The sequence below is a fragment of the Streptomyces sp. NPDC014727 genome (assembly GCF_043083485.1).
Lineage (GTDB): Bacteria > Actinomycetota > Actinomycetes > Streptomycetales > Streptomycetaceae > Streptomyces.
This window is the reverse complement of sequence record NZ_JBIBYR010000002.1, coordinates 300,265-314,429: the sequence shown is the minus strand read 5'-3', so window position 1 is coordinate 314,429 and position 14,165 is coordinate 300,265. Positions and strand designations below refer to the sequence as shown.

The following is a 14,165-nucleotide window of genomic DNA, read 5'->3' as shown; positions in this document are numbered from 1 at the left end:
GATTCCGCTGAAAGGCAGCCCACTTCATGGACCTGGTCATCCGCAACGCCCTCGTCGTCGACGGCACCGGCACGCCCGCCCGCCGCGCCGACGTGGCCGTCGACGGCGGCCGGATCGCCGGGATCCACCCCGAACACGCACCCGGCCCGCGCCCCACCGCCCGCCGTACCCTCGACGCCGACGGCCTCGCCCTCTCCCCCGGCTTCGTCGACATGCACGCGCACAGCGATCTCGCGCTGCTCCGCGACCCGGACCACAGCGCCAAGGCCGCGCAGGGCGTCACGCTCGAAGTCCTCGGCCAGGACGGCCTGTCCTACGCCCCGGTCGACGACCGGACGCTCGCGGAGGTACGCAGGGCGATCACCGGCTGGAACGGCGGTGCGCCGGAGGACACGGATCTCGACTTCGACTGGCGCACGGTCGGCGAGTACCTGGACCGGCTGGACCGCAACTTCGACGGCCGGGGCATCGCGGTCAACGCCGCCTACCTCGTCCCGCAGGGCACGGTCCGGATGTACGCGATGGGCTGGGAGGACCGGCCGGCCACCGAAGCCGAACTGACCCGGATGAAGGGACTCGTCGCCCAGGGCATGGCGGACGGCGCGGTCGGCATGTCCTCGGGCCTCACGTACACCCCCGGCATGTACGCGGACGACGCCGAACTCACGGAACTGTGCCGGGTGGTGGCCGAGCACGGCGGCTACTACTGCCCGCACCACCGCTCCTACGGGGCGGGGGCGCTCGACGCGTACGAGGAGATGGTGCGGCTCACCCGGAACGCGGGCTGCGCCCTCCACCTCGCCCACGCCACCATGAACTTCGGCGTGAACGAGGGCAGGGCGCCGGACCTCCTCGCCCTTCTCGACGACGCCCTCGACGCGGGCGCGGACATCTCGCTGGACACCTACCCGTACACCCCCGGCTGCACGACCCTCGTCGCGATGCTGCCGAGCTGGGCGAGCGAGGGCGGGCCCGAGGCCGTCCTCGCCCGGCTCGCGGACGACGCGACGGCGGAGCGGATCCGGCACCACCTGGAGGTGCTGGGCTCGGACGGCTGCCACGGCGTGCCGATCGAGTGGGACACGATCGAGATCTCGGGCGTCAGCGTGCCCGCTCTCGCCGACCACGTCGGCCGCACCGTGGCCGAGTCCGCCCGGCTGCGGGGCGAGGCGCCCTGGGTGACCGCACGCCGGCTGCTCGTCGGCGACCGGCTCGGCTCGACGATCCTCCAGCACGTGGGCCACGAGGAGAACGTCCGGCAGATCATGCGCCATCGGGTGCACACCGGCGGCAGCGACGGCATCCTCCAGGGCGACAAGCCGCATCCGCGCGCGTACGGCACGTTCCCGCAGTATCTCGGCCGGTACGTGAGGGAGTTGGGCATCCTGTCCCTGGAGGAGTGCGTCGCCCACCTCACCTCCCGCCCGGCGAAGCGGCTGCGCCTGGCCGACCGGGGGTACGTGCGCGAGGGCTACCGCGCCGACCTGGTCCTCTTCGACCCGGACACGGTGGCCGCCGGCTCGACGTTCGAACAGCCGCGTACGTTGCCCGTCGGCATCCCGCACGTGCTGATCGACGGCCGCTTCGTCATCGAGGACGGCCGCCGGACGCAGGTGCTGGCGGGCCGGGCCGTACGGGGAGCGGGCCGCACCCGCTGATCCGGGCCGAAGGCCCCCCACGACTGCAACGGCGACGGGGTCATGGGCGCGACCTGCACGGGTGGCGAGCGCGTGAACGGGCTCCATGGCTTCGGCATCGTCAACTCCCTGCGAACAGTCAAGCAACGACCTGATCCACTCGCTGTCGTGCACCAGGTCGTGACCCCGACGATCAACTTGTTGAGTCTCCGCACGCGTCATACCACGGGTACCGCGAATCAACTGGAGACTCCATGACAGCGCCGCGCACGTACTCCCGTCGCCTCGTCGCCCTTCCGCTGGGGATGGTCATGGCGACCACCCTCGCCTTACTGCCCAACGTCACGGCGTCGGCGGCCGAGGCGGCCCCGACGGCCACGACGGCCGACACGACCACCCTCAGCTACATCGTCAACGTCGCTACCGGACGAGGCCCGTCCACGACGGTGAAGAAGGCCGTCGCCGACGCGGGCGGCACCATCGTGATCTCGTACGACCAGATCGGCGTGCTCGTCGTGCATTCCTCGAACCGCGACTTCGCCCGGACGATCCGTAAGGTCCCGGGCGTGCAGTCGGCCGGCGTCACCCGCAACGCGCCCCTTGCCGCGCAGTCGACGACCCAGGTCGGCGCGACGCGGGTGCTCAGCGCCAAGGAGGTCGCGAGCGCTCAGGCGGCCGAAGGCCAGGACCCCCTGGAGGCGTCGCAGTGGGACCTGCCCGCCATCAAGGCGGACAAGGCGCACGAGAAGACGCTCGGCAGCCGCGACGTCACGGTCGCCGTCATCGACACCGGCGTGGACGACACCCATCCCGACCTCGCCCCGAACTTCAACCGCGAGGCGTCCGTCAACTGCGCCTCGGGCAAGCCGAACACCGCGGACGGGGCCTGGCGGCCGGGCGCGTCGGAGAGCGCCGCCCACGGCACGCATGTCGCGGGTGAGATCGCGGCAGCCAAGAACGGCATCGGCATGACCGGCGTCGCGCCCGGCGTGCAGGTCGCCGCCATCAAGGTGTCCACCTCGGAGGACTACGTCTACACCGAGGCGGTGGTCTGCGGCTTCGTCTGGGCGGCCGAGCACCACGTGGACGTCACCAACAACAGCTATTACACCGACCCCTGGAACTTCAACTGCCTCGACGACCCGGACCAGAGGGCGCTCGTCGACGCCACCACCCGGGCCTCGCGGTACGCGGAGCGCAAGGGCACGGTCAACGTCGCGGCCGCGGGCAACGAGCGCCGCGACCTGGACGCGGACTCCCTCACCGACCCCGCCTCCCCGAACGACGGCACGCCGGGCGACCGTGTGATCGACCCGCACACCTGCTTGGTCATACCGCCCCAGCTGCCCGGTGTGGTGACCGTGGCCGCGACCGGCGCGAAGGGCATCAAGTCGTCGTTCTCCAACTACGGCCTGAACGTCATTGACGTCGCCGCGCCCGGAGGCGACTCCACCCTCTACCAGCCCCCGGCCGCGCCGGCCGGCGACGGCGGGATCCTCGGCACGATGCCCGGCGGCACGTGGGCCTACAAGTCGGGCACGTCGATGGCGTCCCCGCACGTCGCGGGGGTGGCCGCCCTCATCAGGTCGACGCACCCGCACGCCACCGCCGGTCAGGTGAAGGCCCTGCTGTACTCCGAGGCCGACGCCACACCGTGCACGGATCCGTACGACATCGACTCCGACGGCAAGATCGACGCCGTGTGCAAGGGGTCGAAGAACCACAACGGGTTCTACGGGCGAGGCATCGTGAACGCGTTGAACGCTGTCACGAAGTAGGCGGCTTCCGCGCGCGAGGGACCGGGCCGTCGACTCCGTCGGTCGATGGCGGCCCCTTCGTGAGGCCCGTCGCCGTCGGGCGGCGGGCCTCAGTGTTCCGGAGCGGGAGCCGCGGGAGCACTAGGACGGGTCCTGGTCCTCCGCCGCCCGCTCCTTCGCCCAGGCCAGGTCCTCCTCGGTCGGGGCATCGTCCTGGGTGAGGCGCTCCCGCCAGTAGCCGCTGAACTCCACGGCCCCCTTGGGCAGTCCGCGCTCCTCGACCAGGTGACGGCGCAGGGCCCGTACCGCGCCGGCCTCACCGGCCAGCCATGCCGCACCGGATCCGGCGGGCAGCACGGCGCCCCTCACCGCGTCCACCAGGTGCTCGCCGCGGTCCCGGTGCACCCAGTGGACGGTCACCTCGCCGGGCGATGCGAGCACCTGCTCCTCCGCCGCGTCGGCGACCTCGACGTACGCCACCGCCCGTGCCCCGGCCGGGAGGAATTCCAGGAGTGTCCCGATCGCCGGGAGCGCCGTCTCGTCCCCGGCCAGCAGCAGCCAGTCGGCGGCGGGCAGCGACCGGGCGTACGCCGACGACGGACCGACCATGCCGAGGACGTCCCCCGGGCGCGCGTCCCGGCCCCAGCGGGCGGCGGGTCCGTCGTCCCCGTGGAGCACGAAGTCGACGCTCATCAGGCCGCTCCGGCGGTCGTACGCGCGGACGGTGAAGCTCCGCATCAGTGGACGCTCCGGTTCGGGGATCGCGAGGTACGCCTCGTACCACCGCATGCCGTAGATGTCGTCGGCGTCCGGCTCCGGAAGACGGGGCGCCCCCTGCCCCGCCCTCGGGAAACAGAGCTTCATCTGCTGGTCGGGCCGGTCCTCCAGGAGTTCCGCCAGCGCGTCCCCGGTGAAGGCGACGCGCGCCGTCCGCGGGGTGATCCGCTCCACCCCCACGACCCGTACGTACGACACGGGCAAGGCCTGACCCATCGCGGCACCCACTCTCTGCGACTGATACTTTACGGCATAAGGAATTGGCTTGGTGAAGTTACTTTATGGCGTAAGGAGTCGCAAGTGGTGGTCTTTGCCGGACAGGGCGATGCCCGCCGTTCGATGTTCCTGCTGTGGCGCGCCGAACAGCCTGCGCGACCACGCCGCGGTCCCGCGCCCGGTCCCAGACCCGGGCTCAGCGTCGACGCGATCGTGACCGCCGCGATCGCCGTCGCCGACGAGGACGGCATGGCCGCGCTCTCGATGCGCGCGGTGGGCGAGCGGCTGGGGCGAACCGCGATGGCGCTCTACACGTACGTCCCCGGCAAGAGCGAGCTGCTGGACCTGATGTACGACGCGGTCCACGCCGAACTGCCCACGGAGTATGCCGATGCCGCCGACTGGCGTGCGGCGCTGACCGATTGGGCGCACGACACGCTCGCGTTCCACCTCCGCCACCCCTGGGTCCTCCAGGTCTCCCAGGCCCGCCCGGTCCTCGGTCCGCACGAGTACACCGCCCTGGACACTCTCGTACGCCTCCTGAACCGCACCGGGCTCGACGCCGCCCTGCTGCGGCGGCTGATCGGCACGCTGACCCACTTCCTCCGCGGCTGCGCCGGGACGGTCGCCGAGGCACGGCAGGCAGCGGCGGAGACGGGCGAGTCGGACGAGGAGTGGTGGTACGCCCGCTCGGCGCTGCTGGGCGAGGTGGCACCCGACTTCGCGGACCGCTATCCGGGCCTGAGCGCCATGGAGAGGGCCTCCGCCCCGCAGCCGCCCCCAGCCGCTCCCGGCGACGAGGCGATGCCGTACCTGGAACGCGAGGCGCGGGAGACGTTCACCGTCGGACTCGGCGTGCTGCTCGACGGGATCGATGCGGCGATCCGGGCGCGACCCGTCAGCCGCACCCGCGGGCGTTGAGCCGGGCGGCCTGGCGCGTCAGGTGGTCGCGCTCGGCGAGGTTGGGTGCCTTCCGGGCCGCCTCGGCGTACAGCCGTGCCGCCGTCGTCAGGTCGCCGTCGCGCTCGTGGAGGTACGCCGCCACCGCGGTGTGGCGGGGCAGTGAGTCGTTCAGCGCCGCGAGCGCCGCCAGGCCGGCGCGCGGTCCGTCGGCCTCGCCGACGGCAACCGCGCGGTTGAGCCGGACGACCGGGCTGTCGGTGAGGCGCGCGAGCTCGTCGTACCACTCGACGATCTGCACCCAGTCGGTCTCCTCGGCGGTGGGCGCGTCGGCGTGGAGTGCCGCGATGGCGGCCTGGGCCTGGAACTCGCCCAGCCGGTCGCGGGCGAGGGCCGCCTGCAGGATCTCGACGCCCTCGGCGATCGACCCGGTGTCCCACCGTCCGCGGTCCTGCTCGGCGAGCGGCACCAGGCTGCCGTCGGGCGCGGTCCGGGCGGCGCGCCGGGCGTGGTGCAGCAGCATGAGGGCGAGCAGACCCGCCACCTCGGGGTGGTCGATCGCGGCCGCGAGCTGCCGGGTGAGCCGGATGGCCTCGGCGGCGAGGTCGATGTCGCCGGAGTAGCCCTCGTTGAAGACCAGGTAGAGGACGCGCAGCACGGTGGCGACGTCGCCGGGCCGGTCGAGCGGCACGCCGGAGACGGTGCGCTTGGCCCGGCTGATGCGCTGCGCCATGGTCGCCTCCGGCACCAGGTAGGCCCGTGCGATCTGGCGGGTGGTCAGTCCGCCGACGGCGCGCAGCGTGAGCGCGACCGCGGACGACGGGGTCAGCGACGGGTGGGCGCACAGGAAGTAGAGCTGGAGCGTGTCGTCCACCGCGGGCGCGGGCCCGGGCGCCGGCTCCTCGTCGACGAGGTCCTCACGCCGGCGGCGGGCGGCCTCCGAGCGGGTCGCGTCGAGGAACCGGCGCCAGGCCACGGTGACCAGCCAGCCCTTCGGGTCCCGCGGGGGGTCGGCCGGCCAGACGCGGACCGCCTCGACCAGCGCGTCCTGCACGGCGTCCTCGGCCGCCACGAAGTCGGCTCCGCGGCGGACGAGGATCCCGAGCACGCTCGGCGTGAGGCTCCGGAGCAGGGCCTCGTTCATCTGGGAGGTCACTCCGTGATGGTGGGCGGCGCGGCCATGAAGGGGCGCACCTCGAGCCACTCGTGGATCGGCTTCCCGCCCGCCCCGGGGGCGGCCGACAGCTCTCCGGCCAGTTCGAGGGCGCGCTCGTAGCTGTCGACGTCGATCACCATCCAGCCGGCGATGAGGTCCTTGGTCTCGGCGAACGGACCGTCGGTGACCGGCGGGCGCCCCTCACCGTCGTACCGGACCCACGTCCCCTCGGGAGCGAGCCCCTGTGCGTCGACGAACTCGCCGGTCTCCTCCAGCCGGGCCGCGAAGTCGTGCATGTACTGCACGTGCGCCGAGATCTCCTTCGGCGTCCACTGGTCCATGCACACGTCGTTGGCCGGAGCCGGTGCGCCGCGGTAGTGCTTGAGCAGCAGGTACTTGGCCATCGTGTTTCTCCTCGGTGCTGGTGCGACCCGTCTTGGCCGCGTTCACTGCTGGGACGGAGCCGGGCACGGGTTCTCGACATCGCCGTCCGAAGTTTTTTTCTGACTCTCGTGGACGAGCCCGGGTGAGCCGTCTCGCGGTCCGGGTCCACGGAGCCGGACGGCACTCGTCACTCGGCACTCCCGGCACATACGCACCCGCCATTTTCTCCACACCGTCCGAATCCGGCCACATGACCCTCATCGGAATCCGCTGTCCGATCACACGAACAAGTTTGGATCCGGTCATTCCGGACAGTAGCCTTGATTTCGCCCTTCTCCCGACGGGACGGATGGGAAGTGATCGCTGTGGCCGCGAAACACAAAAAGGCCGGCGCAAAGGCCGACCAGGTCAGGGGCAAGGTCAAGGAGACCCTCGGACGCGCGGTGGGCAATGAGAGCCTGACCGCTGAGGGACGCGCGAAGAAGGCCAAGGGCGACGTGCGCCAGGCCAAGGAGAAGGCGAAGGACGCCTTCAAGCGCTGATCCCGGCCCGCGGGGTCGTCGGCGCGGACGACGGGCCGGGGGCCGGCCCGGGAAACCGGGATCCCGACCACAACGACGCGCGAAATCCGTTTTTGCTCCGCTTTCTCGGCGACCGAAGAAAATCAGGTGTCGCTTCGGCGCCGCGGAGAGGCCACGGAAGAGCCCGCCGGGCTCCGGCGGGCTTTTCCGTGCGCGGTGCGTCGATCCGATTCTCCGTCGTACGGGCGAGCCACCGCCGTCGATGCCCGAACGGCGGCGACGGCGGCGACGACGACTACAACTACAACTACAACTACAACTACGGGATCACACACTCACGGCTTGGGCAGAGCACACCCCGGACGGCTGAGGTCGAACTTGTTGCCGGTGCCGATGCACGGCACGATGCCGTAGGTCTCCTGGGCGTAGTTGATGCCCTGGCGCACCGTCACATTGCCGCTCTCGTCGACCTCGCACGGATTGTTGTCCGTGCACCGCTGGCCGTCCTCGTTGCCGGTGTTGTTGACGGCGACGACCTTGCCGGTGGCGTTGTCGATCACCGGGGAGCCGGACGTACCGCCGATGGTCTGGCAGGCGGAGGTGTAGCGGACCGAGTCCTTCCAGGTCCACGAACCTTCCTTGAGACGGTAGACGAATCCGTCCACGTTGCAGGCGTACGTGCGCTTCCAGTAGCCGGAGACGACGGTGATCGCGGTGCCCTGGACGGGGTGCGCGGTGTTCAGCTCCAGCGCCTTGATGCCGTAGCTGCTCTCGATCTGCGCGTAGGTGCGGGTGAGTTGATACACCGATATGTCGGTGTCGGTCATCGTCCCGTACGCGATCTTGCTCGCCCGCAGGGTGCCGACACCGCTGCCGGCGGCGTTCAGCAGGGTGAAGCTACGGGTGGACGGCTGGTCGAACACCACCTCGCCCGGCCCCGGGAAACCCGACTCCATGCAGTGCCCGTTGGAGAGCACGAGCGCGGGGTCGTTGGGCTGGGAGTCGGGCGTACGGACGACCGAGCCGGAACAGTTGCTGAGCGCGACGGTCCCGGCGAAGTTGACCGCCTTCGGCTTGATCTGTTCCTTGGGCTGGATCCGTGCCTTGACCGTGCCGGTCGCTGCCGCGTCGTGGCTGGTGGCCGCGGTCGCGGGTGCGATTCCCGTCCCGAGGAGCAGAACGGTGAAAAGCGCGCCGACGAGAGGCTTCTTCATGTGGGGGTCCCCTCTAGTGACCTGTGCAGGGCCCGAACGGCCCCTGCGACCGAAGTTCCTTCGGTTTGACATGCGCATGTTGGCGTACGCGAGGGGCCCCCACAAGGGGCGGTTTCCAGCCGCCCGGCTCCGGACCGCCCGATACCGGGCCGTCCGGATTCGGGCCGTCCGTTCTCAGGCCTTGGTGCGCTCCACCGGGATCCAGAGTTCCGCTTCGGCCTCTCCGCCGTCCTGCGACAGCCTGGCGCGCAGGATCTCGGGACCGGGCCTGCTCCGGTACGGATTGGAGGGGAACCACTGGGTGAACACGTCCCGCCACAAGTACTGGAGCGCCTGGGGGAACGGTCCGGAGTTCCCGAAGACGGCCCAGGTGCCCGCCGGGACCACCAGTGCGTCCAGGCCCTCGGGCACGGCCACACCGGTCACCACGGCGTGGTAGTAGTCGAGTTCGGTCCCCTCCGCACGACTTTCGTCGAGGTTGTCGCTCACCGCGACGATTCCCTCCGGTTCCTGGTCCGACAGGCTCGCGACGCGTCGCATCGTCTCCTGGTCGATGCCCCGGACGAACTCGGCGATGGCCGGGTTCACCCCCTCGTGCACACGCCGCCTGCGCCGGATGTACTCCGACAGCGGCATCCCGGCCAACGCCGAGAACATGCGCCGGAAGTGGTACTCCGACGTCATGGCGATCCGGGCCGCCAGCTCGGCCGCCTCGATCCTCTGATCGAGACAGCCCTCGATGTGCTCCATGGCCTCGTTCAGCCGCTCCAGCACCCCGGACTCCTTCCCTTACGAGCACTCACGTTAGGAAGCGCGTGCCCTGTCGGACCCGACCATCCGTGCCCGCATCGGTCGGATCGGCCGGCGGCGCAGTGTGCCGGAGCGCGGTCCACCGCCGCACTCGGATTGCGATCGGCCGCTGGCGACGGGAGCACGGTCCGGCCCGCCCGGCGCCGGATATCGCCCGGACGGTCACCGTCGGCGATGGCAGAATGCCCGCCATGACTGATGCCGTGAAGGGCCCCGCGAGCTATTTCCCGTCGATCGAGAAGAAGTACGGCCGCCCGATCGCGGAGTGGAAGGACCTGATCCGTTCCTCCCCGCTGAGCAAGCACATGGAGATCGTCAACTGGCTCAAGTCCGAACACGGTTTGGGGCACGGACACGCCAACGCCCTGGTCGCGCACACGCTCGCCGAGGACAAGGGCGCGTAACCGCGGGCGCCCGTCAGGGCTGTGGCCGCTCGGCGTCCACGAGGATGTTCTCTCTTCCCCAGGCGCCGAGCGGCGCCAGTGCCTCGTTGAGCCCGGAGCCCAGCGGGGTCAGTGAGTACTCGACGCGCGGCGGCACCTCCGCATGCACCTCCCGGTGCACGATGCCGTCCTCCTCAAGCTCCCGCAGATGCGACGTGAGCACCTTCTCCGTCACCCCCGGCACCATCCTGCGCAGCTCGCCGAAGCGGCACACCCGCTCGTTGAGCGCCCAGAGGATCAGCACCTTCCACTTGCCGCCGATCACGTCCATCGCGGCGTCGATCCCGCAGACGTACGCCCCCGGCCTCCGTACGGCCCCCATGGCCCAGCCCTCCCACCTGCTCGCTCACCCGGCGGTAACCACCCACTTCGAAGTGCGTACTTGATCACTTCCGGGCCTGCGACAAGCCTAATCGGCATGACCGACAACGCATTCGAGAAGTCGCCGCTCACTCTCCTCGGGCTCGGTGCCATGGGCACCGCGCTCGCCCGCTCCTGGCTCGCCGCCGGGCATCCGCTCACCGTCTGGAACCGCGGGCCGGGCCGGGCCGAACCGCTCGCCGCAGAAGGGGCCCTCGTCGCCCCGACCGCCGCCGAGGCGGTGGCGGCGAGCGGGCTGGTCGTCGTGTGCCTGCTCGACGACGCCTCGGTCGACGCGACCCTGACCGGCGTCGACCTGGCCGGAAAGGATCTGGTCGACCTCACCACATCCACCCCCGCCCAGGCCCGCGCCCGCGCCGCCTGGGCCCGCGAGCGCGGGGCCCGCTTCCTGGACGGCGGGATCATGGCCGTCCCGCCGATGATCGGCGCCCCGGGCTCCGGCGCGTACGTCTTCTACAGTGGCTCCCGCGCCCTCTTCGACGCCCACCACGACGTCCTGGCCGTACCGGCCGGCACCTCCTACGTCGGCGAGGACGCCGGTTTCGCCGCTCTGCACGACGTGGCGCTGCTGAGTGCGATGTACGGGATGTTCGCCGGGATCTCCCACGCGTTCGCCCTGGTCCGCAAGGAGAACATCGATCCGACGACTCTCGCCCCGCTGCTCGCCGACTGGCTCGTCGCCATGACGCCCTCCGTGCACGCGTCCGCCGCCCAGCTGGCCGACGGCGACTACGCACGGGGGGTCGTGTCCAACCTCGCCATGCAGGTCGCGGGCAGTGCCACGCTGCTGCGCACGGCGGAGGAACAGGGGGTCAGCAGCGAGCTGCTGACCCCGTATCTGGCCCTGATGGAACGCCTGCTCGCGGACGGGCGGGGTAACGAGAGCACGACGGGTGTGGTGGACCTGCTGGTCCGCTGACGCACCCGTTTGCGTACGGTCGGCGCATGACATCCGACCACGCGGCCGATCACGGCCGCCGCCCCGGCCCCGGCCTCGATCTCGACGCCTATCTCGCCCGCATCGGCTGGACCGGGGAACGCCGGCCGACCGCGGAGGTCCTGCGCTCCGTGCACCGTGCCCACGCGCTGGGCATCCCGTTCGAGAACCTGGACCCGGTCCTGGGCAAGGCGCCCTCGCTCGCGCTCGCGGATCTGGAGGCGAAGCTCGTACGGGGCGGGCGCGGCGGGTACTGCTACGAGCAGAACACCCTGCTGGCCGCCGCGCTGACCGCGCTCGGGTTCGAGATCACCCTGCTCTGCGCACGAGTGGTGCTGGGTGCCGGGCCCGGGGACGTACGGCCGCGGACCCACATGCTGATGCTGGCACGGGTGCCGGGCGGGCCGACCCCATATCTGGCCGATGTCGGCTTCGGCGCCACCGGCTCGCTGCTGGAGCCGATCCCCCTGGTCGCGGACGCGGAGCTGCACGACGCCCCGCGCCGCCACCGGCTCGTGAACACCCCGCACGACGGGCCGCTGGAGCAGTGGGAGCTCCAGGCGCACACCGCGGACGGGGGGTGGCAGGGCCAGTACGCCTTCACCCTGGAGCCCTTCGAGGCACCGGACTACGAGGTCATCAACTGGCACATCGCGACCAACCCGCGCTCCCCGTTCCGGCATCAGGTGTACGTCCAGCGCACCACCCCGGACGCCCATCTGTCGCTGACCGGCCGCACGCTCACGGTCACAGCGCACGACGGCACCCGCGAGGAACGGCAGTCGGCGGACGGCGACGAGGTGCTCCACGTGCTGGCGGCCGACTTCGGCATCCAGCTGCCCCGGGGCACACGACTGCCGGAGTGACGCCACGGTGCGCACGACTGCCCGAGTGACGCGAAGATCCGGGGGTGTACCCCTTCGGGGCGCGGGGCGCGCCACCCTCACGGGCGGGGGCGCACAGGCAGGGGCGCACGGGCCGGGGCGCGCCCTCAGCCCGGTGTTCACCCCTCGAACACTTCCGCTCACGTGGCGCATCTCACCCGTCCGTCTCCGTCACGTCCCCGTTCCTGCCCTTTCCAAGCCCCGCCCCGCCCCCCACCGGCGTTCTCACGGTCCGGGGACGGCGGACGCATGGCTATGGAAGTCGGGCGGCGGCGCGTCACGCACCCGGGTGGGGCAACCGGGGGCGGAAGGCCGGGCGGCGCGCGAAACACGGTCGTAAGCTCCCAGACATGCAGGTCATCCAGTCCACGAAGCTCGCCAATGTCTGTTACGAAATCCGGGGCCCCGTGCTGGAGGAGGCGATGCGGCTGGAAGCCGCCGGTCACCGCATCCTCAAGCTGAACACCGGCAACCCTGCCGCGTTCGGGTTCGAGTGCCCGCCCGAGATCCTCGAAGACATACTGCGCAACCTCGCCGGGGCGCACGGTTACGGCGACGCGAAGGGGCTGCTGTCCGCGCGGCGGGCGGTGATGCAGCACTACCAGACCAAGGGGATCGACCTCGACGTCGAGGACATCTATCTGGGCAACGGCGTCTCCGAGCTGATCCAGATGTCGATGCAGGCGCTGCTCGACGACGGCGACGAGGTCCTCGTACCGGCTCCGGACTATCCGCTGTGGACCGCGTCGGTGTCGCTGGCCGGCGGTACGGCCGTGCACTACCGGTGCGACGAGCAGGCCGACTGGATGCCGGACCTCGCCGACATCGAGCGGAGGATCACCGACCGCACCAAGGCGATCGTGATCATCAATCCGAACAATCCGACGGGTGCGGTCTACGACGACGAGATGCTGCGCGGGCTGACGGAGATCGCCCGGCGCCACAACCTGGTCGTCTGCTCCGACGAGATCTACGACCGGATCCTGTACGACGGAGCGACCCACACCCCGACCGCGACGATCGCCCCCGATCTGATGGTGCTCACCTTCAACGGGCTCTCCAAGAACTACCGGGTTGCCGGGTACCGGTCCGGCTGGCTGGCGGTCTGCGGCCCCAAGGCGCACGCCTCCTCGTACATCGAGGGGCTGACGATCCTCGCCAACATGCGGCTCTGCGCCAATATGCCGTCGCAGCACGCCGTGGCCACCGCCCTCGGCGGCCGGCAGTCGATCGACGAGCTGGTGCTGCCGGGGGGCCGCATCCTGGAGCAGCGCGATGCCGCGTACGACCTGCTGACCTCCATTCCGGGTGTGACCTGTGTGAAGCCGAAAGGGGCGCTGTATCTCTTCCCGCGCCTCGACCCCAAGGTCTACAAGATCAAGGACGACCGGCAGATGGTCCTCGACCTGCTGCGGGCCGAGAAGATCATGGTCGTGCACGGCACCGGGTTCAACTGGCCGGAGCCCGATCACTTCCGCGTCGTGACGCTGCCCTCGACCGAGGAGCTGACGGACGCGGTGACCCGGATCGCGCACTTCCTGGACGGGTACGGGCAGCCGTGACGGGTGGCCGGCCGTTCCCTGAGCCATCTCGGAATCGATTACGGACAACTTTAGACTGAATCCAAGCTAGGATGGCTCCACAGCAACACCAGGAGGCCATCCATGTACGAACCGATCCGCACCAAATCGGTCCACACACCGGCCGACCACGCCGACGACTTCCCGCACCGTTCCCGCGAGGAAGAGCTGGACATCCAGCTCGCCGGACACCTGGCCGCACTTCTCGCGGTCACCGACGAGCTGGACCTCGGCGTGGCGGGCGACCGCATCGCCGAGCAGGTCGCCAGGCTGCGCGGCGCGCCGCCCGCCCGGCACGCCGGTCGAACCGATGCACCCGCGCTCACGCTCCACCGCCGTGCGCACGCCCTCGCGGGCCGGGCACTGGTGGTGGCCGCGTCCCGCGCCGACACGGCCGTCGCGATCCTCGCGGCGGAACGCATGGACGCGCACACGGCGGCGGTCGACGCCGCCACCGCCGCCCCGTCGCGACTGGTCGGCGCCCTCTGACGGCCCCGGTCCACGGGCCGTCGAGGCGCGTGGACCGGGTGCCACCCATCCGTACCCCGGAGGCAGGACACCGGAGCGA

15 protein-coding genes are annotated in these 14,165 nt (G+C 71.0%); 9 read left to right on the top strand and 6 right to left on the bottom strand.

Annotation, left to right across the window (positions count from 1 at the left end; translation table 11 throughout):
• Positions 1-26 precede the first annotated feature (26 nt).
• Positions 27-1,658: an amidohydrolase family protein gene (locus tag ACF1B9_RS05080; RefSeq protein WP_391739141.1), complete on the top strand. Its 1,632-nt coding sequence runs from the start codon at positions 27-29 to the stop codon at positions 1,656-1,658.
• A gap of 233 nt (positions 1,659-1,891) precedes the next feature.
• Entirely contained in the window at positions 1,892-3,415 is a 1,524-nt protein-coding gene (locus ACF1B9_RS05075; RefSeq protein WP_391739140.1) for a S8 family serine peptidase, read from the top strand.
• A 120-nt stretch (positions 3,416-3,535) separates the two neighbouring features.
• On the opposite strand, the gene ACF1B9_RS05070 is transcribed toward ACF1B9_RS05075, so the two are convergent.
• Positions 3,536-4,387 (bottom strand): siderophore-interacting protein, encoded by an 852-nt coding sequence (locus ACF1B9_RS05070; protein ID WP_391739138.1) that lies wholly within the window; start codon positions 4,385-4,387, stop codon positions 3,536-3,538.
• Positions 4,388-4,471: 84 nt separating this feature from the next.
• Between ACF1B9_RS05070 and ACF1B9_RS05065 the strand changes: the two genes are divergently transcribed.
• Complete coding sequence (locus ACF1B9_RS05065; protein WP_391739137.1) at positions 4,472-5,308, top strand: TetR/AcrR family transcriptional regulator C-terminal domain-containing protein; 837 nt, start codon at positions 4,472-4,474, stop codon at positions 5,306-5,308.
• Here ACF1B9_RS05065 and ACF1B9_RS05060 read toward each other — a convergent pair.
• Positions 5,286-6,431: an RNA polymerase sigma factor gene (locus tag ACF1B9_RS05060; protein WP_391739333.1), complete on the bottom strand. Its 1,146-nt coding sequence runs from the start codon at positions 6,429-6,431 to the stop codon at positions 5,286-5,288. The two genes, ACF1B9_RS05065 and ACF1B9_RS05060, sit on opposite strands and share 23 nt — an antisense overlap.
• A gap of 8 nt (positions 6,432-6,439) precedes the next feature.
• Positions 6,440-6,847, bottom strand: a complete 408-nt coding sequence (locus tag ACF1B9_RS05055; protein WP_391739135.1) for a YciI family protein — start codon at positions 6,845-6,847, stop codon at positions 6,440-6,442.
• 345 nt (positions 6,848-7,192) lie between these two features.
• On the opposite strand from ACF1B9_RS05055, the gene ACF1B9_RS05050 reads away from it, so the two are divergent.
• A complete protein-coding gene (locus ACF1B9_RS05050) occupies positions 7,193-7,369 on the top strand; it encodes a CsbD family protein (RefSeq protein ID WP_391739133.1) in 177 nt (58 codons plus the stop codon).
• Between the two features lie 314 nt (positions 7,370-7,683).
• On the opposite strand, the gene ACF1B9_RS05045 is transcribed toward ACF1B9_RS05050, so the two are convergent.
• Together ACF1B9_RS05045 and ACF1B9_RS05040 are read right to left on the bottom strand one after the other, a co-directional pair.
• Entirely contained in the window at positions 7,684-8,562 is an 879-nt protein-coding gene (locus ACF1B9_RS05045) for a serine protease (RefSeq protein ID WP_391739131.1), read from the bottom strand.
• A 174-nt stretch (positions 8,563-8,736) separates the two neighbouring features.
• Positions 8,737-9,336 (bottom strand): GyrI-like domain-containing protein, encoded by a 600-nt coding sequence (locus ACF1B9_RS05040; RefSeq protein WP_391739129.1) that lies wholly within the window; start codon positions 9,334-9,336, stop codon positions 8,737-8,739.
• Positions 9,337-9,563: 227 nt separating this feature from the next.
• On the opposite strand from ACF1B9_RS05040, the gene ACF1B9_RS05035 reads away from it, so the two are divergent.
• A complete protein-coding gene (locus ACF1B9_RS05035; protein ID WP_391739127.1) occupies positions 9,564-9,776 on the top strand; it encodes a DUF4287 domain-containing protein in 213 nt (70 codons plus the stop codon).
• A gap of 13 nt (positions 9,777-9,789) precedes the next feature.
• Here ACF1B9_RS05035 and ACF1B9_RS05030 read toward each other — a convergent pair whose 3' ends face one another.
• Complete coding sequence (locus ACF1B9_RS05030; RefSeq protein ID WP_391739125.1) at positions 9,790-10,137, bottom strand: winged helix-turn-helix transcriptional regulator; 348 nt, start codon at positions 10,135-10,137, stop codon at positions 9,790-9,792.
• Between the two features lie 96 nt (positions 10,138-10,233).
• Here ACF1B9_RS05030 and ACF1B9_RS05025 point away from each other — a divergent pair, with 96 nt between their 5' ends.
• The 4 genes from ACF1B9_RS05025 to ACF1B9_RS05010 all read left to right on the top strand — a co-directional run bounded on the left by ACF1B9_RS05025 (position 10,234) and on the right by ACF1B9_RS05010 (position 14,086).
• Positions 10,234-11,115, top strand: coding sequence for an NAD(P)-dependent oxidoreductase (locus ACF1B9_RS05025; RefSeq protein ID WP_391739124.1), 882 nt, complete (start codon positions 10,234-10,236; stop codon positions 11,113-11,115).
• Positions 11,116-11,141: 26 nt separating this feature from the next.
• The gene (locus tag ACF1B9_RS05020; protein WP_391739123.1) at positions 11,142-11,999 is read left to right on the top strand and encodes an arylamine N-acetyltransferase; all 858 of its coding nucleotides are present in this window, start codon (positions 11,142-11,144) and stop codon (positions 11,997-11,999) included.
• A 368-nt stretch (positions 12,000-12,367) separates the two neighbouring features.
• On the top strand, positions 12,368-13,579 hold the full coding sequence (locus ACF1B9_RS05015; protein ID WP_391739122.1) for a pyridoxal phosphate-dependent aminotransferase: 1,212 nt from the start codon (positions 12,368-12,370) through the stop codon (positions 13,577-13,579).
• Positions 13,580-13,681: 102 nt separating this feature from the next.
• A complete protein-coding gene (locus ACF1B9_RS05010) occupies positions 13,682-14,086 on the top strand; it encodes a hypothetical protein (RefSeq protein ID WP_351080353.1) in 405 nt (134 codons plus the stop codon).
• Positions 14,087-14,165: the final 79 nt, after the last annotated feature.

Coding starts and splice junctions, on each gene's coding strand:
- ACF1B9_RS05030 (WP_391739125.1), bottom strand. CDS start 10,137: ATGGGGGCCGTACGGAGGCCGGGGGCGTACGTCTGCGGGATCGACGCC.
- ACF1B9_RS05020 (WP_391739123.1), top strand. CDS start 11,142: ATGACATCCGACCACGCGGCCGATCACGGCCGCCGCCCCGGCCCCGGC.
- ACF1B9_RS05060 (WP_391739333.1), bottom strand. CDS start 6,431: ATGAACGAGGCCCTGCTCCGGAGCCTCACGCCGAGCGTGCTCGGGATC.
- ACF1B9_RS05045 (WP_391739131.1), bottom strand. CDS start 8,562: ATGAAGAAGCCTCTCGTCGGCGCGCTTTTCACCGTTCTGCTCCTCGGG.
- ACF1B9_RS05010 (WP_351080353.1), top strand. CDS start 13,682: ATGTACGAACCGATCCGCACCAAATCGGTCCACACACCGGCCGACCAC.
- ACF1B9_RS05075 (WP_391739140.1), top strand. CDS start 1,892: ATGACAGCGCCGCGCACGTACTCCCGTCGCCTCGTCGCCCTTCCGCTG.
- ACF1B9_RS05025 (WP_391739124.1), top strand. CDS start 10,234: ATGACCGACAACGCATTCGAGAAGTCGCCGCTCACTCTCCTCGGGCTC.
- ACF1B9_RS05080 (WP_391739141.1), top strand. CDS start 27: ATGGACCTGGTCATCCGCAACGCCCTCGTCGTCGACGGCACCGGCACG.
- ACF1B9_RS05035 (WP_391739127.1), top strand. CDS start 9,564: ATGACTGATGCCGTGAAGGGCCCCGCGAGCTATTTCCCGTCGATCGAG.
- ACF1B9_RS05070 (WP_391739138.1), bottom strand. CDS start 4,387: ATGGGTCAGGCCTTGCCCGTGTCGTACGTACGGGTCGTGGGGGTGGAG.
- ACF1B9_RS05055 (WP_391739135.1), bottom strand. CDS start 6,847: ATGGCCAAGTACCTGCTGCTCAAGCACTACCGCGGCGCACCGGCTCCG.
- ACF1B9_RS05015 (WP_391739122.1), top strand. CDS start 12,368: ATGCAGGTCATCCAGTCCACGAAGCTCGCCAATGTCTGTTACGAAATC.